Annotated in this window: 28 protein-coding genes and 2 tRNA genes; 10 read left to right on the forward strand and 20 right to left on the reverse strand. The window is 59.3% G+C overall.

Annotated features, from left to right (window positions below; translation table 11 throughout):
- The first annotated feature begins 162 nt into the window (after positions 1–162).
- The 4 genes from AC4LFW_RS10125 (at position 163) to AC4LFW_RS10140 (ending at position 3,942) form a co-directional block, all read left to right on the forward strand.
- Positions 163–1,026, forward strand: a complete 864-nt coding sequence (locus tag AC4LFW_RS10125; protein WP_491818923.1) for an MBL fold metallo-hydrolase — start codon at positions 163–165, stop codon at positions 1,024–1,026.
- 273 nt (positions 1,027–1,299) lie between these two features.
- Entirely contained in the window at positions 1,300–3,090 is a 1,791-nt protein-coding gene (locus AC4LFW_RS10130; RefSeq protein ID WP_491818924.1) for a SulP family inorganic anion transporter, read from the forward strand.
- Positions 3,074–3,454, forward strand: a complete 381-nt coding sequence (locus AC4LFW_RS10135) for a rhodanese-like domain-containing protein (RefSeq protein WP_491818925.1) — start codon at positions 3,074–3,076, stop codon at positions 3,452–3,454. Before AC4LFW_RS10130 ends, AC4LFW_RS10135 begins: the two co-directional genes overlap by 17 nt.
- Before the next feature lie 197 nt (positions 3,455–3,651).
- The gene (locus AC4LFW_RS10140; protein WP_491818926.1) at positions 3,652–3,942 is read left to right on the forward strand and encodes a metal-sensing transcriptional repressor; all 291 of its coding nucleotides are present in this window, start codon (positions 3,652–3,654) and stop codon (positions 3,940–3,942) included.
- Positions 3,943–4,223: 281 nt separating this feature from the next.
- On the opposite strand, the gene AC4LFW_RS10145 is transcribed toward AC4LFW_RS10140, so the two are convergent.
- Positions 4,224–4,299 (reverse strand) — tRNA-Gly (locus AC4LFW_RS10145).
- 17 nt (positions 4,300–4,316) lie between these two features.
- Positions 4,317–4,392, reverse strand: a tRNA-Glu gene (locus tag AC4LFW_RS10150).
- Positions 4,393–4,606: 214 nt separating this feature from the next.
- Here AC4LFW_RS10150 and AC4LFW_RS10155 point away from each other — a divergent pair.
- Both AC4LFW_RS10155 and AC4LFW_RS10160 read left to right on the forward strand, forming a co-directional pair.
- Positions 4,607–5,374, forward strand: coding sequence for a hypothetical protein (locus AC4LFW_RS10155; protein ID WP_491818927.1), 768 nt, complete (start codon positions 4,607–4,609; stop codon positions 5,372–5,374).
- 117 nt (positions 5,375–5,491) lie between these two features.
- Positions 5,492–6,175, forward strand: a complete 684-nt coding sequence (locus tag AC4LFW_RS10160; RefSeq protein WP_491818928.1) for a glutathione S-transferase family protein — start codon at positions 5,492–5,494, stop codon at positions 6,173–6,175.
- Between the two features lie 49 nt (positions 6,176–6,224).
- On the opposite strand, the gene AC4LFW_RS10165 is transcribed toward AC4LFW_RS10160, so the two are convergent.
- From AC4LFW_RS10165 to msrB, 3 genes are read right to left on the reverse strand one after another with little or no spacing between them, the layout of a single operon-like run.
- On the reverse strand, positions 6,225–7,103 hold the full coding sequence (locus AC4LFW_RS10165; protein ID WP_491818929.1) for an ATP-binding protein: 879 nt from the start codon (positions 7,101–7,103) through the stop codon (positions 6,225–6,227).
- Between the two features lie 57 nt (positions 7,104–7,160).
- A complete protein-coding gene (locus AC4LFW_RS10170) occupies positions 7,161–7,643 on the reverse strand; it encodes a glutathione peroxidase (protein ID WP_491818930.1) in 483 nt (160 codons plus the stop codon).
- 33 nt (positions 7,644–7,676) lie between these two features.
- Positions 7,677–8,075, reverse strand: a complete 399-nt coding sequence (msrB, locus tag AC4LFW_RS10175; RefSeq protein WP_491818931.1) for a peptide-methionine (R)-S-oxide reductase MsrB — start codon at positions 8,073–8,075, stop codon at positions 7,677–7,679.
- A 190-nt stretch (positions 8,076–8,265) separates the two neighbouring features.
- On the opposite strand from msrB, the gene AC4LFW_RS10180 reads away from it, so the two are divergent.
- The 4 genes from AC4LFW_RS10180 to AC4LFW_RS10195 all read left to right on the forward strand — a co-directional run bounded on the left by AC4LFW_RS10180 (position 8,266) and on the right by AC4LFW_RS10195 (position 11,673).
- Positions 8,266–9,477: a pyridoxal phosphate-dependent aminotransferase gene (locus tag AC4LFW_RS10180; protein ID WP_491818932.1), complete on the forward strand. Its 1,212-nt coding sequence runs from the start codon at positions 8,266–8,268 to the stop codon at positions 9,475–9,477.
- A 9-nt stretch (positions 9,478–9,486) separates the two neighbouring features.
- Positions 9,487–9,918, forward strand: coding sequence for a hypothetical protein (locus AC4LFW_RS10185; RefSeq protein ID WP_491818933.1), 432 nt, complete (start codon positions 9,487–9,489; stop codon positions 9,916–9,918).
- A 126-nt stretch (positions 9,919–10,044) separates the two neighbouring features.
- Positions 10,045–10,917, forward strand: a complete 873-nt coding sequence (gene htpX, locus AC4LFW_RS10190) for a protease HtpX (protein ID WP_491818934.1) — start codon at positions 10,045–10,047, stop codon at positions 10,915–10,917.
- A gap of 111 nt (positions 10,918–11,028) precedes the next feature.
- Complete coding sequence (locus AC4LFW_RS10195; protein WP_491818935.1) at positions 11,029–11,673, forward strand: DUF2959 domain-containing protein; 645 nt, start codon at positions 11,029–11,031, stop codon at positions 11,671–11,673.
- 81 nt (positions 11,674–11,754) lie between these two features.
- Here the strand turns inward: AC4LFW_RS10195 and AC4LFW_RS10200 are convergent, their stop codons facing one another.
- From AC4LFW_RS10200 to ccmA, 15 genes are all read right to left on the reverse strand, one after another.
- Positions 11,755–12,417 carry a thiopurine S-methyltransferase gene (locus AC4LFW_RS10200; RefSeq protein ID WP_491818936.1) on the reverse strand — a complete coding sequence of 221 codons (663 nt, stop codon included), beginning with the start codon at positions 12,415–12,417 and terminating at the stop codon, positions 11,755–11,757.
- A gap of 71 nt (positions 12,418–12,488) precedes the next feature.
- Positions 12,489–13,868 carry a sigma-54-dependent transcriptional regulator gene (locus AC4LFW_RS10205; RefSeq protein WP_491818937.1) on the reverse strand — a complete coding sequence of 460 codons (1,380 nt, stop codon included), beginning with the start codon at positions 13,866–13,868 and terminating at the stop codon, positions 12,489–12,491.
- A complete protein-coding gene (locus AC4LFW_RS10210; RefSeq protein ID WP_491818938.1) occupies positions 13,865–15,070 on the reverse strand; it encodes a sensor histidine kinase in 1,206 nt (401 codons plus the stop codon). Before AC4LFW_RS10210 ends, AC4LFW_RS10205 begins: the two co-directional genes overlap by 4 nt.
- 131 nt (positions 15,071–15,201) lie before the next feature.
- On the reverse strand, positions 15,202–16,671 hold the full coding sequence (locus AC4LFW_RS10215) for a sigma-54 dependent transcriptional regulator (RefSeq protein WP_491818939.1): 1,470 nt from the start codon (positions 16,669–16,671) through the stop codon (positions 15,202–15,204).
- Between the two features lie 422 nt (positions 16,672–17,093).
- Positions 17,094–17,390, reverse strand: a complete 297-nt coding sequence (fliT, locus tag AC4LFW_RS10220; RefSeq protein ID WP_491818940.1) for a flagellar protein FliT — start codon at positions 17,388–17,390, stop codon at positions 17,094–17,096.
- Between the two features lie 148 nt (positions 17,391–17,538).
- Positions 17,539–17,895: a hypothetical protein gene (locus tag AC4LFW_RS10225; protein WP_491820196.1), complete on the reverse strand. Its 357-nt coding sequence runs from the start codon at positions 17,893–17,895 to the stop codon at positions 17,539–17,541.
- Positions 17,896–18,005: 110 nt separating this feature from the next.
- Positions 18,006–19,241, reverse strand: a complete 1,236-nt coding sequence (gene ccmI / locus AC4LFW_RS10230; protein ID WP_491818941.1) for a c-type cytochrome biogenesis protein CcmI — start codon at positions 19,239–19,241, stop codon at positions 18,006–18,008.
- A gap of 2 nt (positions 19,242–19,243) precedes the next feature.
- Positions 19,244–19,711 (reverse strand): cytochrome c-type biogenesis protein, encoded by a 468-nt coding sequence (locus AC4LFW_RS10235; protein WP_491818942.1) that lies wholly within the window; start codon positions 19,709–19,711, stop codon positions 19,244–19,246.
- Positions 19,708–20,238, reverse strand: a complete 531-nt coding sequence (locus AC4LFW_RS10240) for a DsbE family thiol:disulfide interchange protein (protein WP_491818943.1) — start codon at positions 20,236–20,238, stop codon at positions 19,708–19,710. The genes AC4LFW_RS10235 and AC4LFW_RS10240 overlap by 4 nt, the downstream gene beginning before the upstream one ends.
- Before the next feature lies 1 nt (position 20,239).
- Positions 20,240–22,213, reverse strand: a complete 1,974-nt coding sequence (locus AC4LFW_RS10245) for a heme lyase CcmF/NrfE family subunit (protein ID WP_491818944.1) — start codon at positions 22,211–22,213, stop codon at positions 20,240–20,242.
- Positions 22,203–22,676: a cytochrome c maturation protein CcmE gene (gene ccmE / locus AC4LFW_RS10250; protein WP_491818945.1), complete on the reverse strand. Its 474-nt coding sequence runs from the start codon at positions 22,674–22,676 to the stop codon at positions 22,203–22,205. Before ccmE ends, AC4LFW_RS10245 begins: the two co-directional genes overlap by 11 nt.
- Positions 22,673–22,849 (reverse strand): heme exporter protein CcmD, encoded by a 177-nt coding sequence (ccmD, locus tag AC4LFW_RS10255; RefSeq protein WP_491818946.1) that lies wholly within the window; start codon positions 22,847–22,849, stop codon positions 22,673–22,675. Before ccmD ends, ccmE begins: the two co-directional genes overlap by 4 nt.
- Entirely contained in the window at positions 22,846–23,601 is a 756-nt protein-coding gene (locus tag AC4LFW_RS10260) for a heme ABC transporter permease (protein WP_491818947.1), read from the reverse strand. The genes ccmD and AC4LFW_RS10260 overlap by 4 nt, the downstream gene beginning before the upstream one ends.
- 154 nt (positions 23,602–23,755) lie before the next feature.
- Positions 23,756–24,427 carry a heme exporter protein CcmB gene (gene ccmB, locus AC4LFW_RS10265; RefSeq protein WP_491818948.1) on the reverse strand — a complete coding sequence of 224 codons (672 nt, stop codon included), beginning with the start codon at positions 24,425–24,427 and terminating at the stop codon, positions 23,756–23,758.
- Positions 24,424–25,059 carry a cytochrome c biogenesis heme-transporting ATPase CcmA gene (gene ccmA / locus AC4LFW_RS10270; protein WP_491818949.1) on the reverse strand — a complete coding sequence of 212 codons (636 nt, stop codon included), beginning with the start codon at positions 25,057–25,059 and terminating at the stop codon, positions 24,424–24,426. The genes ccmB and ccmA overlap by 4 nt, the downstream gene beginning before the upstream one ends.
- Positions 25,060–25,122 lie beyond the last annotated feature (63 nt).

Below are 25,122 nucleotides of genomic sequence, written 5' to 3' on the forward strand. Positions count from 1 at the left end.
CAGTACCGCCAGCGCAGCTTCCCGCAACGTAGAAGCAGCATAGCTTCCCGCAGCATCACCGGTTCCGTCGTAATAACCAATTGCTATAGGCCTATAACAAAAATACGGTCTAAACTCGCTTCAGATACCCCCACCTGTATATCTGGTGAAGAGGAGCACACCATGGGCGCCCACGTTACAGCCTTCTTTGACCCTGCCACGTTCACCTATAGCTACGTCGTTAGTGACCCTGAAACCCACCGCTGCGCGTTGATCGATCCCGTGCTGAACTATGATCCAGCGTCTGGTCGCAGCACGTTTACCGCAGCGGACGCCCTGATCAGGCATGTGCTCGAGCATGAGCTTGAAGTGCAATGGCTTCTGGAAACGCATGTCCATGCCGATCACCTCAGCGCCGCGCCATACCTGAAAGAACGCTTGGGTGGCCGGCTGGCAATAGGCGATCGAATCACAGCTGTACAGGAAAGCTTCGGCAAACTGTTCAATACCGGCAGCGAGTTCGCCACAGACGGCCGTCAGTTCGACTGTTTGTTCGGGGATGGCGATACCTTCGAGGTTGGCAATATCCGGGCGCAGGCAATCCACACGCCCGGCCACACGCCTGCCTGCATGACCTACGTGATCGGCGATGCAGCATTTGTCGGCGATACGCTGTTCATGCCGGATTACGGCACCGCCCGCTGTGATTTCCCAGGCGGGGACGCTCGTACGCTCTATCGGTCGATCCAGAAGCTATTCATGTTGCCCGGCGAGACGCGGGTATTCATGTGCCACGATTACGGAGCTCCGGGCCGCGAGGCGTTCCGCTACGAAACAACCATCGCAGCCGAACGTGAGCACAATGTGCACATACACAGCGGCATCAGCGAAGACCAATTCGTCGCGATGCGTATTGCGCGAGACGCGACCCTGGCAATGCCTACGCTGATCTTGCCCGCTGTACAGGTCAACATGCGCGGCGGCCGGCTGCCCGAGCCCGAAAGCAACGGCACGCGTTACCTGAAGATTCCCCTTAACGTGCTGTAACGCCTGCGCCGACCACCCTTCATGACGTATCTACCGGATAAAGGTCTGGCCATGGCCTGTTGCGAATGTGGACCCGTGGACAGAAACAAGCCAAACGGCCAGCCGCTACGCCTGCAGCGCCATCCGCACCCGATAACCAATACGTGCCAGGTCGCCACGTCATGATTGACCTTGAAAAGCATGAGCGGCTTGCAGCGCAAACAAACGGGCCGATCAGAACACATCGGGCCACGGCCCCTGAAAACCCGCCATGTCACCTGGGAAGAACAAAGAATGAATGAGCGACTGGCCCGTTATCTGCCCTGCCTGCAATGGGCGAAACACTATGATCGGGCAGCCGCGGCCAAGGATGGCCTGGCCGCGCTGATCGTGACCCTGATGTTGATCCCACAGAGCCTGGCCTACGCCATGCTTGCCGGTCTTCCACCTGCTGCCGGGCTTTATGCCAGTATTCTTCCGCTACTCGCCTATACCCTGTTCGGCACCAGTCGCACCCTGGCCGTTGGCCCTGTTGCCGTGGTGTCGCTGATGACGGCGGCAGCACTGGGCCCTCTATTCGTCCCTGGCAGCACCGAATACGCAAGCGCAGCGATGATTCTGGCCATGCTTTGCGGCGCGGTCTTGCTGATCATGGCGATATTGAGGCTGGGGTTTCTTGCGAACTTTCTCAGTCACCCGGTGATATCGGGTTTCATCAGCGCCTCAGCCATTCTCATCGCCATTGGCCAGCTCAAGCACATCCTTGGTCTCTCGATCAGTGGCGATAACGCATTCACGCTAGTGAAGAAGCTGATCGTCGGGTTGCCGCAAACGCACCTGCCTACGCTCGGCGTCGGCGCCATCAGCTTGCTGTTTTTATATCTGGTGCGTACCCGGCTGGGTAACTCGCTGCAGCGCCTCGGCATGAGCGTAGGCATGTCCGGCACCTTGGCCAGGCTCGGCCCCGTCATGGCGCTGCTAGCCTCGATCGTGGGGGTCAGTGCATTTCAGCTTGTCGAAGCCGGGGTTCGCGTCGTCGGCGAGGTGCCCGGGGGGCTTCCGCCGCTAGGCGTGCCCCAGCTTGATCCGCAACTTGCCTTGCAGCTGCTGCCAGCGGCTGTACTCATCAGTCTGGTCGGCTTCGTGGAGTCGGTATCCGTGGCTCAGACCTTGGCGGCCAGGCGCCGCGAGCGAATCGAGCCCAATCAGGAGCTGATCGCCCTGGGTGGCGCCAATATCGCGGCAGCCATGAGTGGCGGATTTCCAGTGACGGGTGGGTTCGCCCGCTCAGTGGTCAACTTCGATGCAGGCGCCCAGACACCTCTGGCTGGCGGCCTGACCGCAGCGGGTCTGTCCCTGACCGTTCTGTTCTTTACACCGCTCTTTCATAACCTGCCGCATGCCGTTCTGGCCGCCACGATAATCGTTGCGGTGCTCAGCCTGGTCAACCTCGATGCGCTCCTGCGCACCTGGCGCTATTCTCGCCAGGACGCCGCAGCAATGGCCGTGACGATACTGGGTGTACTGCTGATTGGCGTGGAGACAGGCATCATCTTGGGCGTCTGCCTGTCGCTACTGCTATTTCTCTGGCGAACCAGTCATCCCCATGTCGCCGTGGTCGGGCAGCTGCCAGGTAATGAACATTTTCGCAATGTCGAACGCTTTGACGTGATACAGAGCCCCAGCGTGCTTTCCGTGCGTGTCGACGAAAGCCTGTACTTCCCGAATGCTCGCTTTCTGGAGGACCGCATCGCCGAGCTGACTGGACGCTATCCACAGGCCAAACATCTGGTGCTGATGTGTTCCGGCGTGAACCTGATTGATGCCAGCGCCCTGGAGAGCCTGGAGGCCATAACATCCCGCCTGCATGCAGGAGGCGTCCAGCTGCACCTATCCGAGGTGAAAGGACCGGTCATGGATCGCCTGCGGCGTACCGATTTCCTTGAGCTTTTTGGCGGCCAGGTATTCATCAGCCAGTACGAAGCATTGCTCACGCTCGATCCGCAGACCACCCTGCAAGCTTTGAGTCACGGCGTAGCAACCGACATGCAAAAGTGGAGAGTGACAAATGAAGAGCGCACATGACCTGGTCGAACAAGCCAGAACCCACATCCAGGAAATTTCGGTAGACGACGCAGAAGCCCAGATGCCGCAGGCGGACGTGCTGGTCGATATACGGGAGCCTGACGAGTTTCGTGAAGGGCATATCAACGGAGCCGTGAACATTCCGCGCGGCCTGCTGGAGTTCAAGTTCAGCGGAACACCCGAGCTCGGCGCGCGCGACCTGAACATAATGCTCTACTGTAAAACCAGCGGTCGTGCAGCCCTGGCGGCCGCGTCGCTACAGGACATGGGATATCTACATGTGAGATCAATCGCAGGCGGATTCGATGCCTGGACTGGAGCCGGCAAGACGGCGGTGAAGCCAAGCTTGCCCAGCTTTGAATAGCGCTGGGGAGCACAGGTCTGCGGTTTTTGCTAGCGAAGTGGCAGACTGCAACCATCGCCCAAACGATGGTCTGATCGGCAGCCTGAGCCCGGGCCAGTTGGCTCCGCTTTGTCGTGCCGCTAGCATGCCGGCAGGCTTGCGAAGCCAAGCGATGCCCCGCCAACAAAAGCCACTCCCTGAAGCCGAGGTACAGGCGCATGACCGAACTCACTACTCCAGCCGAATCCGCCAATCTGCCAGCCCAGCAATTGGCCATGCTGAAACGGCTTGCGAGAGTCGAAGGACAGGTGCGCGGCATCCAGGCCATGATCAGACGGGGGGAAGATTGCGAAGCCATTGCCCAGCAGTTTTCCGCTGCTAGAAGCGCGTTGGACAAGGCCTATCGGCTGATGCTGACCTGCCTGATCGAAGAGGCCATTCATGATCAGGCTCAGGATACGGACGAGACTCTGGAACGCGTTCGCAAGATTTTCACCAAGTACACCTGATCCAAAACGGACCGGCGGTCGCGTGCCCGTTCCTGTGCTTGAGACATGGACGGAGGTTGCCATCGTTCTTGCCTCGTAAAACTATCCTGGCCGTCATGGTTGCAGCCATCGAGACTGGCATGGATCAAGCCCCGTAAGTGCCGGCTTTACATCGATCCGCCGAGACGCCCAGAAGGAGGCTGCGCTAACCTCATCTCCCTGTTGGCCTCTGGCTATAAACGAAAAAAGCGACCCTAAGGTCGCTTTTTTCATACTTCAGCCGAGTGGGACTGAAGCGAATTTGGAGCGGGAAACGAGACTCGAACTCGCGACCCCGACCTTGGCAAGGTCGTGCTCTACCAACTGAGCTATTCCCGCGCTATCTACAACAAAAATGGCGTCCCCTAGGGGACTCGAACCCCTGTTACCGCCGTGAAAGGGCGGTGTCCTAGGCCACTAGACGAAGGGGACGCAGCCCGGAAACTACAGCTTTCATTCCGGCTTGCCGCGTTTGCGTTGAGCTTCACGCTGCAAGTGGCGCGCATTCTATGGATGACTTTCTGAGTCGTCAAGCACCGAAACAAAACTTTTTTGAATCAGGTACTTCATTCGCTTTGTCGCGCTATCAGCTTGCCATGCAACCCTCTACACTCGCCAGGAAACCGACCGACTGAGAAGGTGCAACGTGTCCCCAGGTCTTATTGCAGGATTGGTCATCGCTGGCCTGTTCGTCTTGATTGGGATTGGCTTTATCAACCAGATCGTTGAAAAGAACAATCTGGAAAAGGCTCGTCAGCGCGCCGAGCTGACAGACCGTCTGCGCCGCTGCGCGAACCTGTCGGACGGTTTTCCCGGGCAAATGATGAGTCCGTCGCTAAAGCTCCTGCTTGCGCGCCTGCAACTACACCTGGCCGAGAAGCTGGTGCCTCTTGAACGCAGCGACGCGGCTCTTGCGGCACGCATCGATAACCTGCGAACGGATGTGGCCAAGGGCGAGGATATTCCCGTCCCGAATCCCCCCGTGAGAATAGTCACCGAAGCCCAGGCCAAACAGGTCAGGCTGCTGCTTGAGGACCTGCATGCGCAAGTGATCTGGGCCGCCAAAAACGGACAACTCGACGGCAGCTCCGCGAAACGCTGGACGCAGCAGATCCAGAAAATGCTGGTGATCTTGCATATCGAATACTTCAGCAACCTCGGCCAGCAGGCCTTGCAGCAAGGTCACGCTCACAAGGCACGCCAAGCGTTCGAGCGCGGCATCCAGTATGTGCGCAAGCAGGCCAACCAGCATGACTACCAAGCACAACTGAAACAGCTCGAAGCAAGCTACACACACGCCAATCAGCTGGAGCAGACCCAGCATCAACCCAAGCTTGACGAACCCAACGAGCTGACCGAAGGTTTGAAGGGTCTCGAAAGTGACGATGACTGGAAAAAAAACAATATCTACTGATGAAAACGTCGGATCGCGCAATGGCCGCCAACTGAGCCTACAGGCGCCCACATCGTCTGCTACTCGCTGTGCATGATGCAGCGTCCGGCCGCTTTCAGCCTGCCGTGGAGAACATAGATGCCCTTGACCCTGTTTGGTGCCCCGCTGTCCCCCTTCGTCCGCAAGGCGCGACTCTGCCTGCTAGAGAAGTCCATGGATTACCAGCTGGAGGTCGTGATGCCATTTACTCCACCAGACTGGTACCTGCAGCTCAACCCCCTTGGCCGCATTCCGGCCTTCAAGGATGGCGACCTCTGCCTTGCGGACTCCAGCGTGATCTGCCAATACCTCGAAGAAGCATATCCACAAACCACGCGGCTCTATGGCAATGATGCTGTGCAACGAGCCCGCGTTCGCTGGTTCGAGAAGTATGCCGATTACGAGCTTGCGCCACTGACCACCTTTGGCGTGTTTCGCAACCGCATCCTGAAACCGAGCTCAGGGCAACCGTGCAACGAAGAAGCCGTCCAGGCTGCACTGAACGACAAGCTGCCGCCGCATTTCGACTATCTTGAGCAGCAACTGGCTACGGATGACTATTTCGTCGGCGGAGAACTGTCCGTGGCGGACATTGCGGTAACGTGCCAGCTGATCAACATGGAGCATGGCAACGAGGTCGTGGATGCGGTTCGCTGGCCAGCCCTGGCTGCGCATTACCAACGAATCAAGGCCCGCGCCTCGGTCGAGACCGTGCTGCCCGGGGAGCAGCGCATGACGGCGAAACTTATCGAAATGGGAAAGAAAGCCAGCAAGCCGGAGTGATTGGCTGCACGATAAAAGCGCCAGTTTCGACTGGCGCTTGCTGGGTTCTTCACAGCAACCGCGTGCCCACCCACTGACGCGCAAACTGGTAGGCGCAGCGACCGTTGCGGTTTCCTCTTGCCGTTGCCCAGCGAATTGCTTCCTTTTCCAGCGCCTCGTCCCACACCCAATCCAGATCAGCCTGCTCGGCCAGCGTGCCAATCCAGTGCCGAACGACATCGAGATACTGCTCCTGGCTGAAGGGATAGAACGAGAGCCACAGCCCGAAGCGGTCGGAAAGGGCGATCTTGTCCTCGACCGCTTCATTGGGATGAAGCTCACCGTCAACCATCCGCCAGTTCTGGTTATCGCTCTCCCGCTCAGGCACCAGGTGGCGACGGTTCGAGGTGGCGTAGAGGAGAACATTGTCCGGAGCACGCTCGAGCGAGCCGTCCAAGACGCTTTTCAAAATCCTGTAGTCCCCTTCGCCCGCCTCGAATGAGAGATCGTCACAGAACAGCACGAAACTCTGAGGTTGTCCTGCCAACAGCTCGACGACCTTCGGCAGATCAGCCAGATAGTCTCGCTCGATTTCAATCAGCCGAAGACCAGCCGAAGCGTGCTCGGCTAGCAGCGCTCGGATAAGCGATGACTTACCCGTTCCACGCGAACCCCACAGCAGCACATGGTTCGCGGGCAACCCCGCAACGAATTGACGGGTGTTGCTGGCAAGCACATCACGTTGCCGGTCGACCCCGATCAGGTCCGCCAGCCGCAGGTCCAAAGATACGCTCAGCGGCTGCAGATAGCCGCCCTGCCCTTCGCGATGCCAGCGCGCAGCAAGGCTGACGCTCCAGTCGATGGCCTCTCTGGGCGCTGGCAGAAGTGGCTCGAGACGCTCCATCAGCATGGCTGCTCGAGCCAGAAAAGCTTTTAAATCCGCATCCATCGATGATTCCAGTAGTGATTTTTATCAAGCTGTCTGCCAGGCCGTAGCCACAACGGATCAAAGAAGCGCATCTATCCGCGCAGCCAGAGTGTCTGGCGCTGTACGCGATGAGAATCGCTCAACCGTGCGCCCCTCATCGCCGATCAGAAACTTCGTGAAATTCCATTTGATGGATTTACTGCCGAGCACCCCTGGCGCCCGTTTTTTCAGTTCCTGGAACAACGGATGAGCGTCGCTCCCGTTGACCTCAATCTTGGCGAACAGCGGAAAGCTGACACCGAAACGACGTTCGCAGAAGGCAGCGATCTCTGCCTCGTCTCCGGGCTCCTGGTGGCCAAATTGGTCGCAGGGAAAGCCGCACACCACTAGCCCCGCATCACGATAACGCTTCCAAAGCGCTTCCAATCCTTTGTACTGCGGCGTGAACCCGCACTGGCTTGCCGTGTTGACCACCAGCAGGACCTTGCCTCCATATTCAGCCAGCGTTTTCGCCTGGCCATCGATGGTCACGCAGAGAATATCTAGCAGCGGATCACGCATGGCGGTGTCCTGATGGTGCTTCACGAAGCGCCCTCAGGCGTCGTTTGGCTTGTGGTTGAGAGAAGCGGAGTTGATGCAATAACGCAGCCCCGTCGGCGCAGGTCCATCAGGAAAGACATGACCCAGATGGGCATCGCAGCGCGCACACTTGACCTCGATCCGATGCATGCCGTGGCTGAAATCATCGAGACTGATAATTGCCGTATCGCTGACCGGTTGAAAATAGCTGGGCCATCCGCAGCCCGAATCGAACTTGGCGTCGGAATCGAACAGCGGGGCGTCGCAACAGGCGCAGTGATAGATGCCGGGCGTTTTCATGTCGTTGTACTTGCCAGTGAATGGCCGCTCGGTTGCACCCAGTCGACAGACCTGGAACTGCTCGTCGGAGAGCTCTTCACGCCAGGCTTCGAGCGGTTTTTCTAGCTTGTCCATCGGTACACCTCGTGTTCTTAAAAAAGGCGGATCTGTACCTTTTCCGGTGGTCAGGCCGCACGTATGATGCGGTGCTCTTAGACGCCTAGTCTGGCAGCGGGGTTTCAGCCTGCCAAGGCGCCTGGGCTCATGCCAAAGGTCGCCGGCTCTCGAATGCCCGGCGCGCCCTCACTTCGGGACACTCAGGATCATGCAGGTCAGCAAATCGAACAAGCTCGCCAATGTCTGCTACGACATCCGTGGGCCGGTGCTCAAGCACGCCAAACGCCTGGAAGAGGAAGGCCATCGCATCCTCAAGCTCAACATCGGCAACCCGGCGCCGTTCGGTTTCGAAGCTCCTGAAGAGATACTTCAGGACGTGATCCGCAACCTGCCGACCGCGCAGGGCTACAGCGACTCGAAGGGGCTGTTCAGCGCCCGCAAGGCCATCATGCAGTACTACCAGCAAAAGCAGGTAGAAGGCGTGACCATCGAGGATATTTATCTTGGCAACGGCGTGTCCGAGCTGATCGTGATGTCCATGCAGGCCCTGCTCAACAACGGCGACGAGGTGCTGATCCCGGCGCCCGATTACCCGCTGTGGACGGCTGCTGTAAGCCTGGCCGGCGGTAAGCCGGTGCACTACCTCTGCGACGAACAGGCAAATTGGTGGCCCGATCTGGCGGATATCAAGGCCAAGATCACCCCGAACACCAAAGCGCTGGTGCTGATTAACCCAAACAACCCCACCGGTGCGGTGTACCCGCGCGAAGTGCTGGAAGGCATGGTCGAACTGGCCCGCCAGCACAAGCTGGTACTTTTCTCCGACGAAATCTACGACAAGATTCTGTACGACGATGCGGTGCACGTCTGCACCGCGTCGCTAGCGCCGGACGTGCTGTGCCTGACATTCAACGGGCTGTCCAAATCCTACCGGGTTGCCGGGTTTCGCTCCGGCTGGGTTGCCATTTCCGGACCCAAGCACAAAGCACAGAGCTACATCGAAGGCATCGATATCCTGGCCAATATGCGCCTGTGTGCCAACGTGCCATCCCAGCATGCGATTCAGACGGCCCTTGGTGGCTATCAGAGCATCAACGATCTAGTCTTGCCGCCTGGACGCCTGCTTGAGCAGCGCAACCGGACATGGGAGTTGCTCAACGACATTCCGGGCGTCAGCTGTGTCAAGCCGATGGGCGCGCTGTATGCATTTCCACGCATCGACCCGAAAGTCTGCCCCATCCACAGCGACGAGAAATTCGTGCTCGATCTGCTCTTGTCTGAAAAACTGCTGATCGTTCAGGGCACCGCCTTCAACTGGCCATGGCCGGATCACTTCCGTGTCGTCACCCTGCCTCGCGTCGACGACCTGGAGCAGGCCATCGGACGCATCGGCAGCTTTCTAAAGACCTATAGCCAGTAGCCAGCTACCGTGGACCTGCAGATCGACGACTTCTACCGCGACGCCGCTGGCGGCCTGGTATTGCTCTACCAAGCCTTCCCACGGAAGATCGCGCTGTATGTTGAAGATCTCATCGGGCACGAAGAGCCCGATGAATTCGGCCTGCCAAGCAAGCGACACCAGGGCTGTCTTGGGGCCCTGACCTGGCTTGCCGAGGAAGGCTACCTGCGCTTCGAAACTACCATTCAGTTCCAGGCATTGGACCAGGCCGTTCTCACCGAAAAAGCGCTCCTGCGGTTGACGAGCTGCGTTGGCGACAACGATGCCACCCGTCAATCGCTCCCCTCGAGTGTCCGACGTGTGCAGTCCAGCCTTGCCAACAGGCTGCGTGAGGCGCTGCGCGATGGTGACAGCGAACAGTTGGCGCAGCTGGCGCGTCAGCTGTTTGGCAGCGGCTCTTGAAGCTGCTGCCGAGCTGCTTTGCGGTACAGGCGACATAGCTTGAAATAGTCGCTCGGTTGAATCACGCCGAACCGCCCCTTATATAGCCTATCGTTCTTTACTGTTCCCCTTGGAGTCTGCCGCAACATGATGCGCATTTTCTTGTTCCTGGCCACAAACCTGGCTGTACTGGTCGTGGCCAGCATCACCCTCAAGCTGCTCGGGGTGGACCGCTACACCGGCCAGAACTACGGCAGCCTTCTGGTTTTCTGCGCCGTCTTTGGGTTCGCGGGTGCCTTGATCTCTCTGTTCATCTCAAAATGGATGGCAAAGATGAGCACGCGCACCGAGGTCATCACGCAACCGCGCACCCGTCACGAACAGTGGCTGCTGCAGACAGTCGAGCATCTGGCCCGAGACGCCGGTATCAAGATGCCCGAGGTCGGCATCTTCCCTGCTTACGAAGCCAACGCTTTCGCCACCGGCTGGAACAAGAACGACGCCTTGGTCGCAGTCAGCCAGGGGCTCCTGGAGCGTTTTTCCCCGGACGAAGTCAAGGCTGTGCTGGCCCATGAGATCGGCCATGTCGCCAACGGCGACATGGTGACGCTCGCGCTCATTCAAGGCGTGGTCAACACCTTCGTCATGTTCTTCGCACGCATCTTCGGCAGCTTCGTTGATCGTGCGATTCTGAAAAACGAGGACGGCCACGGTATCGGCTACTTCGTGGCTACCATCTTCGCCGAGCTGGTGCTGGGCATCCTCGCCAGCATCATCGTCATGTGGTTTTCGCGCAAGCGCGAATTTCGCGCCGACGAAGCGGGTGCACAGCTGGCTGGAACGACCGCGATGATCGGTGCGCTGCAGCGGCTGCGTGCCGAGCAGGGAGTTCCGGTCGACATGCCGGACAGCCTGAAGGCATTCAGCATCAACGGTGCCCTGCGCAATGGCCTGGCCGGTCTGCTGATGACTCACCCAACGCTGGAAGACCGCATCGAAGCGCTGCGTCAGCGGGGCTGAGAGCGTGGAATAGCTATAGGGCGGCCTTGGCCGCCCTTTTTTTCGTCCGATTCTGCACATAGTGGCTGAAGGCCTGTCGAAGCACTCGCATACATCGAACGAGGAATCACCATGCGCCGTATTGCCCTGCTCGGCCTCGCCCTGCTCACCCTGGCTGGGTGCCAGAGTGCGTACTACTCGGCTCTGGAAAAGGTAGGCCTGCACAAACGTGACATTCTGGTCAATCGGGTAGAAGACGCCCGCGACTCCCAGCAAGCGGCAAAGGAACAGTTCCGGGATGCGCTGGAGCGCTACCGCAGCGTAGTAGAGGTGAAGGGAGGGGAACTCGAAGAGCGCTATGAGGCACTGAACAGCGAATTCGAAGCCAGCGAGGCCAGCGCCCGCGACGTCCGTAACCGGATAAAGGCCGTCGAAGATGTTGCCGATGCGCTATTCAAGGAATGGAAGGGGGAGCTGGACGACTACAGCGATGCCAGCCTCAAGGCCACAAGTGCAAGGAACCTGGAACGCACCCGGAAAGACTACCAGGCGTTATTGCAGCGCATGAAGGCAGCGGAGAAGCGCATCGACCCTGTGCTGGATGTGCTGCGTGACCAGGTGCTGTTCCTCAAGCACAACCTCAATGCCCGCGCGATTGGCGCACTGCAAGGCGAGTACCGGACTCTGCAGGGCAATGTCGATCAGTTGCTGACCGACATGCAGCGCTCGATCGACGAAGCCGACACCTTCATCCGGCAGCTGCAAAAGTCCAACTGACCCCCAAAGCGCCTATAGCTGCGCTGCCAGCGCCCTCCCTCCAGGGCGGGTTCGGGTGATCATCAGGCCGGGCGCCTGGAGCTAGGCGTCCAACCGCTCGATCCGGTAGCAGCGCTCCTCAAGGCGCGTCAGGCCACGCTGGAGAAACTTCCAGTTACCCTCCAGCACGTCTTCCTCCACCAGCAGTTTGACGCGCCAATCGGGGCCCAGGGTCTCCTGCACTTCGCGGTCGCTGACTGCAAATGGCGGACCTGGCATCTGGTCCTGCTCGTAATCGAGCGTTACCAGAAGACCATGGCAGCCCGAGGAAACGATACGCGCCAGATGATCAACGTAGCGCGCACGCATCGCTGCAGGTAGAGCGATCAGCGCAGCGCGGTCATACAAGGCCTGACAACCGGAAACATCATCCCGGCTCAACGAGAAGAAGTCTCCGCAGCGAATCTCCAGCGCCCCGGCACGATACACCCTGAATGCGCCCTCGGAACTTACGTCTGCCACCAGATCCTGCTCGGCAAAAAAGTCCTCGACGGCACGTTGGCTCAGCTCGACTCCAAGCACAGAAAACCCCTGCTCTACGAGCCAGACCATATCCAGACTTTTTCCGCACAGCGGCACCAGTACCCTGGCACCAGCTGCCACGGGTAATTCGGACCAGAATTGCCGTAGATACGGGTTGACCTCACTGAGATGGAAGCCGATTTCGTTGCGTGCCCAGCGCCGATGCCAGAACTCCTCGTCCACAGGCAATCCCCTCGTTTTCCGTTGATTGCACGAGACTAGCAGACCCTACGTCGAGAACCCTATTGCGGCTTTCAGCCAGGTGCGCCGTCCAGATTCATCCCTGCATCGCGCATCTGCGCGAGCTTGTAACGTAGCGTACGCGCGCTGATGCCCAGACGATCGGCCGTCTCCTTGCGACGCCCCCGCTCCGCATGCAACGTCTGCAAAATCAGTTCGAATTCACGACGGCGCAAGTCGTCGCCAAGCGCCCCGGCTGCCTCCTGAGTTTCAGGCGTCGAGCCGAGCACCTCCCGCGCTTCGCTAGTGGTCAAGAGGCTTGAACCGGCCACGGTCGTCAGGCAGAGATCCTCGGGCCGGATGACGCCGCCCTGCTGAAGGATCATTGCGCGCTGGATGGCGTTGTCGAGCTCACGCACATTGCCGGGCCATAAATGAGTCATCAGGCATTGCTGTGCTTCTCTGGAAAGCCGAGCAGGAGCCTGACGCATTTTGATCGCATGGCTGACCAGCAGACGCTCGGCCATCGGGACGATATCCAGGGGCCGATCGCGCAAGGCGGCCCAGGCCAGCGGGAACACCGAAAGCCGATAGAAGAGATCTTCACGAAAGCGCCCGCTGCGCACCTCGCTTTCCAGGTCTCGGTTGGTAGTGGCGATAACGCGAATATCGAGCGCTACCGGCTTTCGGCCCCCGACCCGCTCGACCTCGCGTTCCTGGAGGACACGCAGCAGTTTGGCCTGGAGTGCCAGCGGCATTTCTGAAATTTCATCAAGCAGCAAGGTGCCGCCTTCAGCCAGCTCGAACTTTCCGGGTTGACTTGCAATGGCTCCGGTAAATGCTCCCTTCTCGTGGCCGAACAGCGTGGCTTCGAGCATGTTGTCGGGTATCGCAGCGCAATTGATGGCGATGAAAGGCTTGTTGGCGCGTGGTGAATGCTGATGGATATAACGGGCCAACACTTCCTTTCCGGTCCCTGATTCACCTGAAATCAGTACGGTGGAGTCGCTGCGAGCGACACGTGCGGCCAGAGCAAGCAACTGCTGGCTCGAAGGCTCGACGGCGACCGGTCCCTTTCCCTCCGTTTCGCTAATCTGGCCACAGGCATGACGCGCTACCCGCTCGAGCAGAACGCCAGGTTCGAAGGGTTTGACCAGATAATCCACCGCCCCCTGACGCATCGCATCCACTGCGCGCTCAACCGCAGCATAGGCCGTCATCAACAGGACCGGGATGTGCGGGTATCGCTGGCGAACCAGGCTCAACAGCGCATGCCCATCCATTCCCGGCATGTTCACGTCGCTTATGATCAGCGCGAAGCTGTCGCTCTCCAACGCCAGCAATGCCGATTCGGCACTGCCTACCGAGCGATAGCGATAGCCACCAAGCTCCAGCGTATCGGCCAAGGCCTCGCGCAAGGCCGGATCATCCTCAACCAGCAGAACGCCTGTCATCCGGTGCGCTCCATCTGTGCCGTCGCTTCCATTGGCAGCAACGGCAGACGCAGTGACACGCAGGTACCACGTCCCGGCCGGGACCGCAGGGCCAAGACCCCGGAGTGGGCCCTGACCACGGACTGCACCACGGCCAGTCCTAACCCGGTCCCGGTCGTCTTGGTAGTGAAGAAAGGCTCACCGACGCGCGCCAGGATGGCCTGATCCATGCCGACTCCGTTATCGCTGATCGAGAGCACAAGCTGCTGGCCGCGTGCGTACAGATGGACTTTCAATCGAACTGGATCGCAAGCGGCCTGCAGCGCATTCTCCAGCAGGTTCAACAGCGCACCGACCAAGGTGTCGCGGTTGCATAGCAGGATGCCCGTGGACACATCACACTGCCAACGAACCGCAACATGCTGTAGCTGCGCCTCCCCAGCAGCTCGCAACGCTGCGAGCAATTCGGCGGGCGAAACGCGATCGCGAAGGGGCAATTCACCGCGAGCAAAGACCAGCATGTCACGAACCTGATGCTCAATCTCGTGCAGACGATCCTTGAGGCGGCCTGCAAATCGCTGCTGCTGATCGCTGGAAAGCCCACCGTGCTCAAGATGGCTGGCATAGAGCAGCGCAGTAGAAAGAGGCGTGCGGATCTGATGGGCCAGCGATGCCACCATCCGCCCGAGCGAAGACAATCGCTCATGACGCGCCAACCGCTCCTGCAGACGACGGGTCTCGGTAAGGTCGGTCAGTAGCACGAGCTGCCCGGGCTCACCGTTGAGCGAACGCGTGGCAATCGACACGCGTCGGCCGTCCTTCAGGGAGATCTCGTGGCCATCGTCTTTTCGCGGCGCAAAGCTGCGGCTGATAACCTGGCGCCACAACAATCCCACCAGCGGCTCGCCAAGCAGGTCGAGGGCCACCGGATTGGCTTCACGGATCACACCCTTGCCATCGATCACGATGACGCCACCGGGAAGTAGGTCCAGCAAACTTTGCAAACGGCTCGCAAGCCGCTCCTTCTCATCCAGCTCCTGGAGGCGCTGTGCCCTGGCATCGGCAAGCTGCCCACGGAGCTGATCGACTCGACTTTGCAGAAGCCCATGAGACGCGCCGAGCCGACTCGACATCTGCGCGAGCAGCTCCGATGACTGCTCCAGCTCGGCGGCTTGCGCGTCGACTCGTCGTATCGGTAAAGAGGGGGACGTGGCTGAAGTCACTGCTTGCACTCGTGTCCGTCAAAAGATGGTCGGTGGAGTGACAAGAGCAAGGATCATGCCCGGCATTCCTGGCGGAAGCGGAGGAGTAGCGATCATGCTGCCCGGACGGCCAGCATGATCAAGGTGAAGGGTTACTCGTCGACGTCGTCGTCTCGTCTGTTCATGCCGTACTTGCGCATTTTTTCCACAAGCGTCGTGCGACGGATCCTCAGTCGCTCGGCAGCCCGGGCCACGACTCCGTTGGCATCATCAAGCGCCTGCTGGATGAGGCCCTGCTCTAGGTTGCCTAGATAGTCCTTCAGATCCAACCCCTCCGCCGGAAGCATGGCGCGCGCATCACCCGCCACCATCGGCGCACTGATTGCTGCACGTTCTTCCATCTCGTCATGGATGCCTGTGGCGTACTGCTCGTCATCGTCATCAACATGACGAAACTTCTTCGGCAACTCCATGACACCAATGACCCCGTAGGGATGCATTATCGCCATGCGCTCAACCAGGTTGGCCAGTTCCCGGACGTTACCCGGCCAGTCATGACGACAAAGAGACATGATCGCGGCAGAGTTGAAACGTATCGAACCGCGCTTCTCATGCTCCATACGAGAGATGAGCTCGTTCATCAGCAGAGGAATATCCTCTATGCGCTCCCGCAACGGCGCCATCTCAATGGGAAAGACATTAAGGCGATAGTAGAGGTCTTCCCGGAAGGTACCCTCCACGATCATTTTCTCGAGATCCTTATGTGTTGCTGCAATGATCCGCACGTCGGCGTTCTGGGTACGGTTGCTGCCAACGCGCTCGAATGTCCGCTCCTGAAGCACCCTTAACAGCTTTACCTGCATCGGCAGCGGCATGTCACCGATTTCATCCAGAAACAGCGTACCGCCTTCCGCCAACTCGAAACGACCTGAACGCGACGTAATCGCTCCGGTGAAGGCGCCTTTCTCATGGCCGAACAATTCGCTTTCCAGCAGCTCTGCGGGAATCGCACCGCAGTTGACCGGCACGAATGGCCCGCTACGACGCTTGGAATGGTAATGGAGATTTCTGGCGACCACTTCCTTCCCGGTACCCGACTCGCCGAGAATTAATACGCTGGCCTCGGTGTCTGCCACCTGTTGCATCATCTGCCGGACATGCTGAACCGCACGGCTTGTTCCCACCAGGCTACGAAACAGATTGGGCTCACGCTGACGGCCACGTGCCTTGGCCTGATCGTACATCTCACGGTAGACCTGAGCGCGGTGAAGTGAATCGAGCAGCTTGTTGTAGCTTGGGGGCATTTCCAGGCTGGTCAGTACACGCCGGCGTATCTCGTCCGGCCAGTCGCTGGGTGCAGGCTCGCCAATCAATAACAACGGCAGGTTCTCGTCCCATTTTCCGAGCTGCTTGAGCAACTCGACGGCACCGCCCTTGGCGGTAACGTCGCCAAGCATGACGCCAAGCACGCTACGACTGGATTCGAGCGCAGCCACGCTGCTCTGCCAATCACTGCTCGAACATGCCAGGTGATCTTCACTCAAAAAACTGAGAATGACCGCTAAATCGCGGCGGCGATCACTGTCATCGTCTATCAACAAAATCTTGGTTTCACGCCACATCTTGTTTATAGGCTCTAAAGGCTGAAAGAAAGGCCTACGCTCCGTATCCAAAGAAACGTTTCGTCATCGGCAGATGTTCGATAGTTAATTAAAAAAAAACAGCGTAGTCAAATTTATGACGTAAATAAAAATAGAAAAGTGACGAAACGAAGGCAGCAACAGATTGCCCATAAGGGACTCGATAGGTGTCCGGCCGCGCAAAATTGCATGAAACCCTAGGATTTGGACGAAGTTACTACCAACTGGCCAGTTTTAAGCCAATGCTTCGAGTTCCAGACGTTCATAGGTCAGACACTTCCCAATAGGGGGTTGAGAGGTGGTTCAGGAGCGGGCGGGATAGAGAAGGAAGCAGGCCAAGCAAAAGGCGACCTAGCCTGCAACAAAGCGTGAGCATGCAATAAGGGCGGGAAACTGGACTGAAACTAGCCAAACAACTTGTAAACTTTAGCGCCTTGTTGGGATTGATTGAGCTGTATCAATTCATCAGCGACGCGCTTCTGCTCTATCTGACAACTTGTCACCAATTCACGATACAGGTTGACCAGTTCCTGCAAACGATGGCGAAGCCCCGCCTCATCCTGTCGCGCCTCGCTCATTACCGCCTCCACCACCTGACGGCACTGAAGATCGAGAATACTGATGGCAGCCCAGTCTCGCTGCACCATCGCGTCATGCAACGCGTTGCGGGTTTCCTCGAGACGTTTGACTGCTGCACTCATGGTTGGCTCCGGATAAACGGGATGCACAAACGAGCCATGCATTGCAGCTGCACGGCTTCGCTATGCCTGAAACCTGTATCGGCATCCTACTGGCCGTCTTTAGCCTCCGCACAGAGAAATGATCAGGCCATGAAGCGTGTGCGATGACTTAATGCAACCCGCGCAAGCCTGGCGGCACGCTGGGCCCTGCAACCGGCTCCCACGGCCCCTCTGGCCGGCCGGCGCAATACCAGTCACCGTCCCAACGGTAGTACAGCCGTTCCCGATAGAACAACTCGCGGCCTTCGACCACATAGACGCCAAGGCGATTGTCCCAGTGGGCAGCCGCATGGGGAGGCGGTGCGTAGCGTGGATGACTTTTCTGAGTCGCAGGCGGTCTTGGGGCCGGCGGCGTTCGAACCGGTGGCGGGTTAGCCACAGGCTCTCGTGACTGTGGCGCAGGTGGTACCGGCCGTGAAGCGGGCTCTGATGTCTGATACGGGTTACCCGCGCAGGCGCCAAGCATGAGCGCCAGCGATGCAACACCTGTAACTCTGACCAGGCGCCGCGTGATCCGACTATGGTAGTTGACCATGGCTGTATCTTTTGTCCTTTGCGCCAAACCTCGCAGGAGGCTCAGGGTTGTTCCGGTTTGTCGATCTTCAGTTGTAGCAGTTTCCCTTCGTCCGGGCTCACTGGGCCGCTGCTGCCCTGCCATTGGCCGCGTGTTGCATCGCCGTCCCGGGAGATGCGGGCAACCAGTCTGACCTGATCGAAGTTGGACAACCGAAGTTGCGGAGTCATTGCGTCCGCATCACTCAAGCTGATGGTGGCTGGGAGGTCCGCAACCGTCAGGCGCTTGACCGCCAGGGGCATTGGCGGACCTGAAACGGCTCGTGCAAACACAAACACCACATCGCTCTGCTGTACCTGGTCTGCCAGCGCGCCATCCAGCTCCACATGCACATCCAGGGTTGGCCCTGTAGCGGCGGCGGGCAAGTCAGCCGCTATGGAGGCCTTATCAGCTGCGCTGGGCGCCGGGTCTGCTGTCTCACCCAGCTGTTCACGGGCCCGGGCGATACCGCCCTGGATCGCTTCGCGAGAAGGATCTTCGGCGGGCAAGGTAGCGACCAGACGTTCCCAGAAACCGATTGCGTCGTCGAAGCGTTGCTCTTCGTATGCCGCGATCCCCAGCAGCCCGAGACTGGTGACCTCATGCGGGTCACCGCGCAACGCCTCGTCGGTTATCTGCTGAAGCTGCTCGGTCCACCGCCGGTCGCCGGCAAAATACAGCGCCTGGGCCCACTGACCCAGTAGATCTGGCTGACGCCCCGTCAATTTGACAACCTGGGCGTAAGCCTCAGCCGCCTCCGCTGGCCGCTCCTCGCTCATGTAGGTTCGGGCAAGGAAATACCAGGCTTCAGCAGACTCTGGCTGAGCCTGAACGGCTCGCTCCAGACGAGTGACCATCTCTGCCATGCTCTTTGGTTGCTCGGCAAACTCCCGCGCCAGTTCAAGCTTATCGCTCGACCCCCAGTGCATATAGAGCCCATAGCCAATCAACGGCACCAGCACGGCGGCCAGCAATGGCACGGCCCTGCCCAGCTTGCTGGCGCGGCGAACATCGCTGCCTTCGGTATCATCAAGCAGCTCCCGGGCCGCGTCCGCACGAGCGGCTTCAAGCTGCTCTTCGGTCAGGACCCCTGCCGCGTGCTGCGACGCGAATTCTTCAAGCCTTTCCTGATACAGCGCAACATTCAATGCAGTACGGTCTTCCTCAGCCTGTACGCGACGCCCACGTAATAACGGAAGCAGCAGAAAACTCAGCGCGAACATTAACAGCAGGCCGGCGCCTATCCAGAAATCAATCATGGCTATTTTTTATCCAACAACGTGGCAAGGCGCTGGCGCTCGGCCTCGGAAAGTGTGTTCGATGAGCGCGTGCTCGCTCTGCGACGGCGTCGAAACAGGATAAGCGCCAGTACTCCGAACCCAATGACCAGCAAGGCTATCGGGCCGTACCAGAGCACCAGCGTCTTGGCATTGACCGGCGGCTTGTAGCGCACAAAATCTCCATATCGCGCCACGAGGAACTCGACGATCTGCTCGTTGCTCTGCCCCTCCTCTACCATGCGGTAGATTTCGCGCCGCAGGTCCATAGCAATAGGCGCATTGGAGTCGGCAATATTCTGGTTCTGGCACTTCGGACACCGCAGGTCCTCCACCAGCGTACGATAGCGCTCACGCTCGGCCTCGGTTCTGAACTCATATGCATCGATCGCTGCCTGGGCACCGCTGACCAGGCACAGCATGATCAGAACGCCCCGGATAAACTGTCTCATTCGTCGACCAACTCCTGATAGCGTGCGGCAAGCTCTTCGCGCCATACGCGCTCATCGATGACGCCGACGTACTTGTGGCGGATGATGCCGTTCTTGTCGACAAGAAAGGTCTCGGGTGCACCGTAGACACCGAGATCCAGACCGAGACTGCCTTGCTCGTCACGTATGTTCAGCTGATAGGGGTCGTGGAACTCACGCAGCCATTTCTGCGCGGCGGCATTATCGTCCTTGTAGTTGACGCCATGAATGTTCACCCCCTGCGCGGCAAGCTTGTTGAGTACCGGGTGCTCCACCTTGCAGGCCACACACCAGGTTGCCCAGACGTTTACCAGAGCCGGTTTTCCCTTGATGTTTTCAGCACCGATCAACCGCTGCGGATCCTCTACCGACGGAAGCGAAAAGGATGGCAGCGGCTTGCCGATCAAGGCGGACGGCAGTTCTGACGGATCGAGAAACAGGCCTCGGTAGAGGAACACAGCAACCACCAGGAAGAGCGCCAGTGGCAGCAGCATCAAAAGTCTTTTCATATCAGGCTCCTTGCTGGGCCATGCCAAGCGCCTCGCGGACACGGGTCCTGACCTTGACTCGGTAACGGCGATCGGTTGCCGACAGCACACCGCCCAGACTCGTCAACAGCGCGCCCAGCCAGATCCAGCGTACAAATGGCTTGATGTGCACACGCACCGCCCAGGCGCCATTTTCCAGCGGCTCGCCGAGTGCCACGTACAGGTCACGCGTGAAGCCGGCGTCGATACCCGCCTCGGTCATCGGCATCTGTTGTACGGTGTAAAGGCGTTTCTCGGGATGGAGGACTGCGATTTCGTCGTTCCCATCAAATACGCGGATGGTGCCCTTGTCGGACGTGAAGTTAGGGCCATCGAAGTGCTTGGCACCTTCAAAGACGAAGCTGTACCCACCCAACTCCAGCGACTCTCCTGGCGCCAGCCTAAGGTCGCGCTCATCACTCTGCTGGCTGGTCAGCACTACGCCTAGCGCGCACATGACCAACCCAAAATGCCCCAACTGCATCCCCCAGTAACTCGGTGCCAGGCTTCGGATGCCCTTGATAAGGCCCTTGTGGCGCGTCTTGTCGAGCAGATCACGCACTCCAGCAACAACGACCCATGCACCAAGCATGCAGACCGCCAGCACCGCCCAATGGAAGTCGCCGAACAACAGCGAGCCCAGGCCACCCAACACCGCACTGGCGATAATCACCGGGGTCAGCATGCCCACCAGCCACTTGAGCGGCGTATCCTTCCAGCGCACCAATACGCCAACCGAGAGCGCCAGCATCAAGGCTCCCATCAGCGGAAGAAACATGGCGTTGAAATAGGGGGGGCCCACCGACAGCTTCGCGCCGGACAGCGCATCCAGCAGAAGCGGATAGAGCGTCCCCAGCAGAATCATTGCGGTCGCCACCACCAACAACAGGTTGTTGACCAGCAGCAGCGTTTCACGCGACCACAGACCGAAACCTATCTGGCTCTTAACGACCGGGGCACGTAACGCAAACAGCGTCAGCGAGCCACCTACTACGGCGAGCAAAAAGACCAGAATGAATACGCCTCGTGCCGGATCGGTCGCAAATGCGTGAACCGAGGTCAGCACGCCGGAGCGCACCAGGAAGGTGCCCAGCAGACTGAGCGAGAACGCGGCGATGGCAAGCAGCACTGTCCAGCTCTTGAACACGCCGCGCTTCTCGGTCACGGCCAGCGAATGAATCAGGGCTGTACCGACCAGCCAGGGCATGAAGGAAGCGTTTTCGACTGGATCCCAGAACCACCAGCCGCCCCAGCCGAGCTCGTAATAGGCCCACCAGGAGCCCAAGGCAATCCCGGTGCCGAGAAAGGCCCAGGCAACCAGTGTCCAGGGCCTGGACCAACGTGCCCAGGCCGCGTCCAGGCGGCCTCCCAACAGCGCGGCAATGGCAAACGCAAAGGCTACCGAGAAACCGACATAGCCCATGTACAACATTGGCGGATGGACGACCAGACCGAAGTCCTGAAGCAACGGATTGAGATCTCGCCCGTCGGCAGGTGACTGCGGCAGCAATCGATCGAAAGGGTTGGACGTCACGATCAGGAACAGCAGGAAGCCGATGCTGATCAGTCCCATCACGCCGAGCACACGCGCCAGCATGTCCTCAGGCAGCTGCCTCGAGAAAATCGATACAGCGAAGGTCCAGCCCGAAAGGATAAAGGCCCACAGCAGCAGCGAACCCTCATGTGCGCCCCAGACCGCACTGAACTTGTAATACCAAGGTAAGGCGCTGTTGGAATTTTGCGCAACATAGGCAACTGAAAAGTCATCGACCATGAAGGCATAGGTGAGGCAGGCGAAGGCAAACGCCAGGAAGGAGAACTGACCCCATGCGGCCGGCTGCGCCATGCCCATCCACTGGCGATCACCACGCCAGGCGCCAATCAGCGGCAGCGTCCCTTGCACAACAGCCAGGCACAACGCCAGGATCATCGCCAGGTGGCCGAGTTCAGGGATCATTGCGCATACTCCTCTTGCCGCCTTCGTAGTGCTTCATCATCCCACTCTTTTCCAGGGCCTGGCTGACTTCCGGTGGCATGTAGTTCTCGTCGTGCTTGGCCAGTACTTCGTCGGCAACGAGCACACCCTCGCCATTGACCCGCCCCAGTGCAACGATCCCCTGCCCTTCCCGAAACAGGTCGGGAAGAATCCCCTGATAACGAATGGTTACCGTCTCATTGTTGTCCGTAACACGGAAGGACACCCCAAGCGAGTCGTTGCTGCGTTGCACCGAGCCCATCTCGACCAGCCCGCCTGCGCGGATGCGAGTGCCTTCCGGCGCTTCGCCAGCCGCTATCTGCGTCGGCGTGTAAAAGAGATTGATGTTCTCCTGAAGGGCAGACAGTGCCAGCGTCACCGCAACACCGACGCCCGCAAGGATGGCCAGCACTATATAAAGACGCTTCTTGCGCACAGGATTCACTTCATTTCCTCCCGGCGCAGACGACGCGCCTCGTCTTGCAGGTATCGCCGGCGCGCCAGGACAGGCAACGCCACATTGAGAACCAGGACCGCCAGGCTGATGCCATAGGATGTCCAGACGTACAAACCATGACTGCCCATGGCGATGAAATCGGAAAAAGATGAGAAGTTCATGGTGCTTTGCCCACCAGTGACTTGATTTCAGCCTTGACCCAGCTACTGCGAGACTCGCGACGCAGCACTTCCAGACGCATGCGCATCAGCAGCACAAGCGTGAAGAAGCAATAGAAGCCTAGAACCATGACCAACAGCGGCAGCCACATCTCTGGCGGCATCGCCGGTTTCTCCGTCACGGTAAAGGTCGCTGGCTGGTGCAACGTGTTCCACCATTCCACCGAATACTTGATGATCGGGATGTTGACGACCCCGACGATCGCCAACACGGCGCAGGCCTTGGCCGAGCTGTCACGATTACTGATCGCCTGCCCGAGCGCAATGATGCCGAAGTACAGGAACAGCAGGATGAGCATTGAGGTAAGCCGGGCATCCCATACCCACCAGGCGCCCCAGGTTGGCTTACCCCACACGGCGCCGGTCAGCAGCGCAACAAAGGTCATCCAGGCACCGATAGGGGCCGCCTGCTGAAGTGCGACATCGGCAAGCTTCATCTTCCAGACCAGCCCGACCACGCCAGCCACCGCCAGCATCACGTAGATGGACTGCGCCAGGAACGCTGCCGGGACATGGATGTAGATGATTCTGAAACTGTTGCCCTGTTGGTAGTCCTGCGGAGCAAAGGCCAGCCCCCAGACGGTTCCCGTGGCGATCAGCAGCAATGCTGCCCACGCCAGCCAGGGCATCCAGCGGTTGCTGATCTCGTAGAACCATTTGGGCGAACCCAGCTTGTGGAACCATGTCCAGTTCATTGACCCTGCCTCTGTTGCGTCACGCCTGCCGATACTGCGCCGAAACCGGACGGCAGCCACTTGCCTGGAATCATTAATTCCGTCATTGCCATCGCCGCCCGTCTCGGGTGGGCGCTACGGGTAATGCTGTCTGGTAAGGCCATCGTGCAATCCATCATTCGCCGACACTGATTTTCAGGCCGGCCGCTATTGCAAAAGGTGTCAGGGTAACCGCTAGCGCAGTCAGGCTGGAAAGCCAAAGCAGATGACCGGCTGCAGGCAAGCCCTGCAAAGCTGCCTGTAGCGCCCCGCTGCCAAGAATAAGAACCGGAATGTAGAGCGGCAGGATAAGCAGCGCCAAGAGCAGGCCACCGCGCTTGAGCCCGACTGTCAACGCCGCGCCCACTGCCCCTAGCAAGCTGAGCACCGGCGTGCCGAGCAACAGCGATGCCAGCAGCACCGGCAACGCCCGCATCGGCATGCCCAGCATCAGGCCCAGAAGCGGCGCCAGCAAGACCAGCGCCAGTCCGGAAAAGGCCCAGTGTGCCAGCACTTTGGCGAGCACCAGAAGCGGCAAGGGGTGCGGCGAAACGACCCACTGCTCGAGTGAACCATCCTCGAAATCGCTGCGGAACAGCCCGTCCAGCGAGAGCAGCACGGCCAACAGCGCTGCAACCCAGATCAATCCAGGGGAAATCGTTTGTAGCAATTGCGATTCGGGACCAACCGCCAAGGGGAACAGGGCAATGACAATGGCAAAGAACACCAGCGGGTTGGCCAGCTCGGCCGGCCGACGGAACAGCAAGCGGGTTTCCCGAGCCAGCAACAAGGAAAAGACGTTGCTCATGCTGCCTGCTGCCCAAGGTCGATCTCGCGGTAGCCCACCGGCATTTCTGCAAGCGAATGATGAGTGGTCAGCACGACCATGCCACCCTGCTCGCAGTGGCGCGCCAGGTGACGCTCCAGTTGCGCTACGCCATGCTTGTCGAGTGCCGTGAACGGCTCATCAAGAATCCACAGCGGTGGCGCAGACAGGTAAAGACGCGCCAAACCGACACGCCGCTGTTGGCCTGCAGACAGCGTATGGCACGGAACATCTTCAAAACCGCGCAGACCGACGGCCTCGAGCGCTTGCCAGATAGCGCCACGGCTCGCAGGCTGATGCAGCGCGCATAGCCAGCTGAGATTCTCCTCCGGACTGAGCAACCCCTTGATGCCCGCGGCATGGCCGATCCACAACAGGTTTCGCGCCAGCTCGCCACGCTGGCTATCCAGGGGCTCGCCGTTGAGCAGAACCGTGCCTGCCGTCGGCTGCATCAGGCCTGAAAGCAGCCGCAGCAGGCTGGTTTTGCCGCTGCCATTGGGGCCGGCGATCTGCAACATTTCCCCTTTTGTGATTCGCAGGTCTAACCTCTCGAACAACAGGCGCCAATCCCGTTCACAGGACAGCGCAACAGCTTCTAGAAAGGGACTGGACACGCGGGACGCACCTCAAGATGGTAGGAGCGCAGCCGCTAAACTGGACGGCGCGCCGGGCGGCCG

The organism is Stutzerimonas sp. C6.4V (assembly GCF_058536345.1).

What these genes read in the sequence shown, in the direction of transcription:
- AC4LFW_RS10125 (WP_491818923.1), top strand. Translation starts at nt 163, where the DNA reads ATGGGCGCCCACGTTACAGCCTTCTTTGACCCTGCCACGTTCACCTAT.
- AC4LFW_RS10130 (WP_491818924.1), top strand. Translation starts at nt 1,300, where the DNA reads ATGAATGAGCGACTGGCCCGTTATCTGCCCTGCCTGCAATGGGCGAAA.
- AC4LFW_RS10135 (WP_491818925.1), top strand. Translation starts at nt 3,074, where the DNA reads ATGAAGAGCGCACATGACCTGGTCGAACAAGCCAGAACCCACATCCAG.
- AC4LFW_RS10140 (WP_491818926.1), top strand. Translation starts at nt 3,652, where the DNA reads ATGACCGAACTCACTACTCCAGCCGAATCCGCCAATCTGCCAGCCCAG.
- AC4LFW_RS10160 (WP_491818928.1), top strand. Translation starts at nt 5,492, where the DNA reads ATGCCCTTGACCCTGTTTGGTGCCCCGCTGTCCCCCTTCGTCCGCAAG.
- AC4LFW_RS10165 (WP_491818929.1), bottom strand. Translation starts at nt 7,103, where the DNA reads ATGGATGCGGATTTAAAAGCTTTTCTGGCTCGAGCAGCCATGCTGATG.
- AC4LFW_RS10170 (WP_491818930.1), bottom strand. Translation starts at nt 7,643, where the DNA reads ATGCGTGATCCGCTGCTAGATATTCTCTGCGTGACCATCGATGGCCAG.
- msrB (WP_491818931.1), bottom strand. Translation starts at nt 8,075, where the DNA reads ATGGACAAGCTAGAAAAACCGCTCGAAGCCTGGCGTGAAGAGCTCTCC.
- AC4LFW_RS10180 (WP_491818932.1), top strand. Translation starts at nt 8,266, where the DNA reads ATGCAGGTCAGCAAATCGAACAAGCTCGCCAATGTCTGCTACGACATC.
- htpX (WP_491818934.1), top strand. Translation starts at nt 10,045, where the DNA reads ATGATGCGCATTTTCTTGTTCCTGGCCACAAACCTGGCTGTACTGGTC.
- AC4LFW_RS10195 (WP_491818935.1), top strand. Translation starts at nt 11,029, where the DNA reads ATGCGCCGTATTGCCCTGCTCGGCCTCGCCCTGCTCACCCTGGCTGGG.
- AC4LFW_RS10205 (WP_491818937.1), bottom strand. Translation starts at nt 13,868, where the DNA reads ATGACAGGCGTTCTGCTGGTTGAGGATGATCCGGCCTTGCGCGAGGCC.
- AC4LFW_RS10215 (WP_491818939.1), bottom strand. Translation starts at nt 16,671, where the DNA reads ATGTGGCGTGAAACCAAGATTTTGTTGATAGACGATGACAGTGATCGC.
- fliT (WP_491818940.1), bottom strand. Translation starts at nt 17,390, where the DNA reads ATGAGTGCAGCAGTCAAACGTCTCGAGGAAACCCGCAACGCGTTGCAT.
- AC4LFW_RS10225 (WP_491820196.1), bottom strand. Translation starts at nt 17,895, where the DNA reads ATGCTTGGCGCCTGCGCGGGTAACCCGTATCAGACATCAGAGCCCGCT.
- ccmI (WP_491818941.1), bottom strand. Translation starts at nt 19,241, where the DNA reads ATGATTGATTTCTGGATAGGCGCCGGCCTGCTGTTAATGTTCGCGCTG.
- AC4LFW_RS10235 (WP_491818942.1), bottom strand. Translation starts at nt 19,711, where the DNA reads ATGAGACAGTTTATCCGGGGCGTTCTGATCATGCTGTGCCTGGTCAGC.
- AC4LFW_RS10240 (WP_491818943.1), bottom strand. Translation starts at nt 20,238, where the DNA reads ATGAAAAGACTTTTGATGCTGCTGCCACTGGCGCTCTTCCTGGTGGTT.
- AC4LFW_RS10245 (WP_491818944.1), bottom strand. Translation starts at nt 22,213, where the DNA reads ATGATCCCTGAACTCGGCCACCTGGCGATGATCCTGGCGTTGTGCCTG.
- ccmD (WP_491818946.1), bottom strand. Translation starts at nt 22,849, where the DNA reads ATGAACTTCTCATCTTTTTCCGATTTCATCGCCATGGGCAGTCATGGT.
- AC4LFW_RS10260 (WP_491818947.1), bottom strand. Translation starts at nt 23,601, where the DNA reads ATGAACTGGACATGGTTCCACAAGCTGGGTTCGCCCAAATGGTTCTAC.
- ccmB (WP_491818948.1), bottom strand. Translation starts at nt 24,427, where the DNA reads ATGAGCAACGTCTTTTCCTTGTTGCTGGCTCGGGAAACCCGCTTGCTG.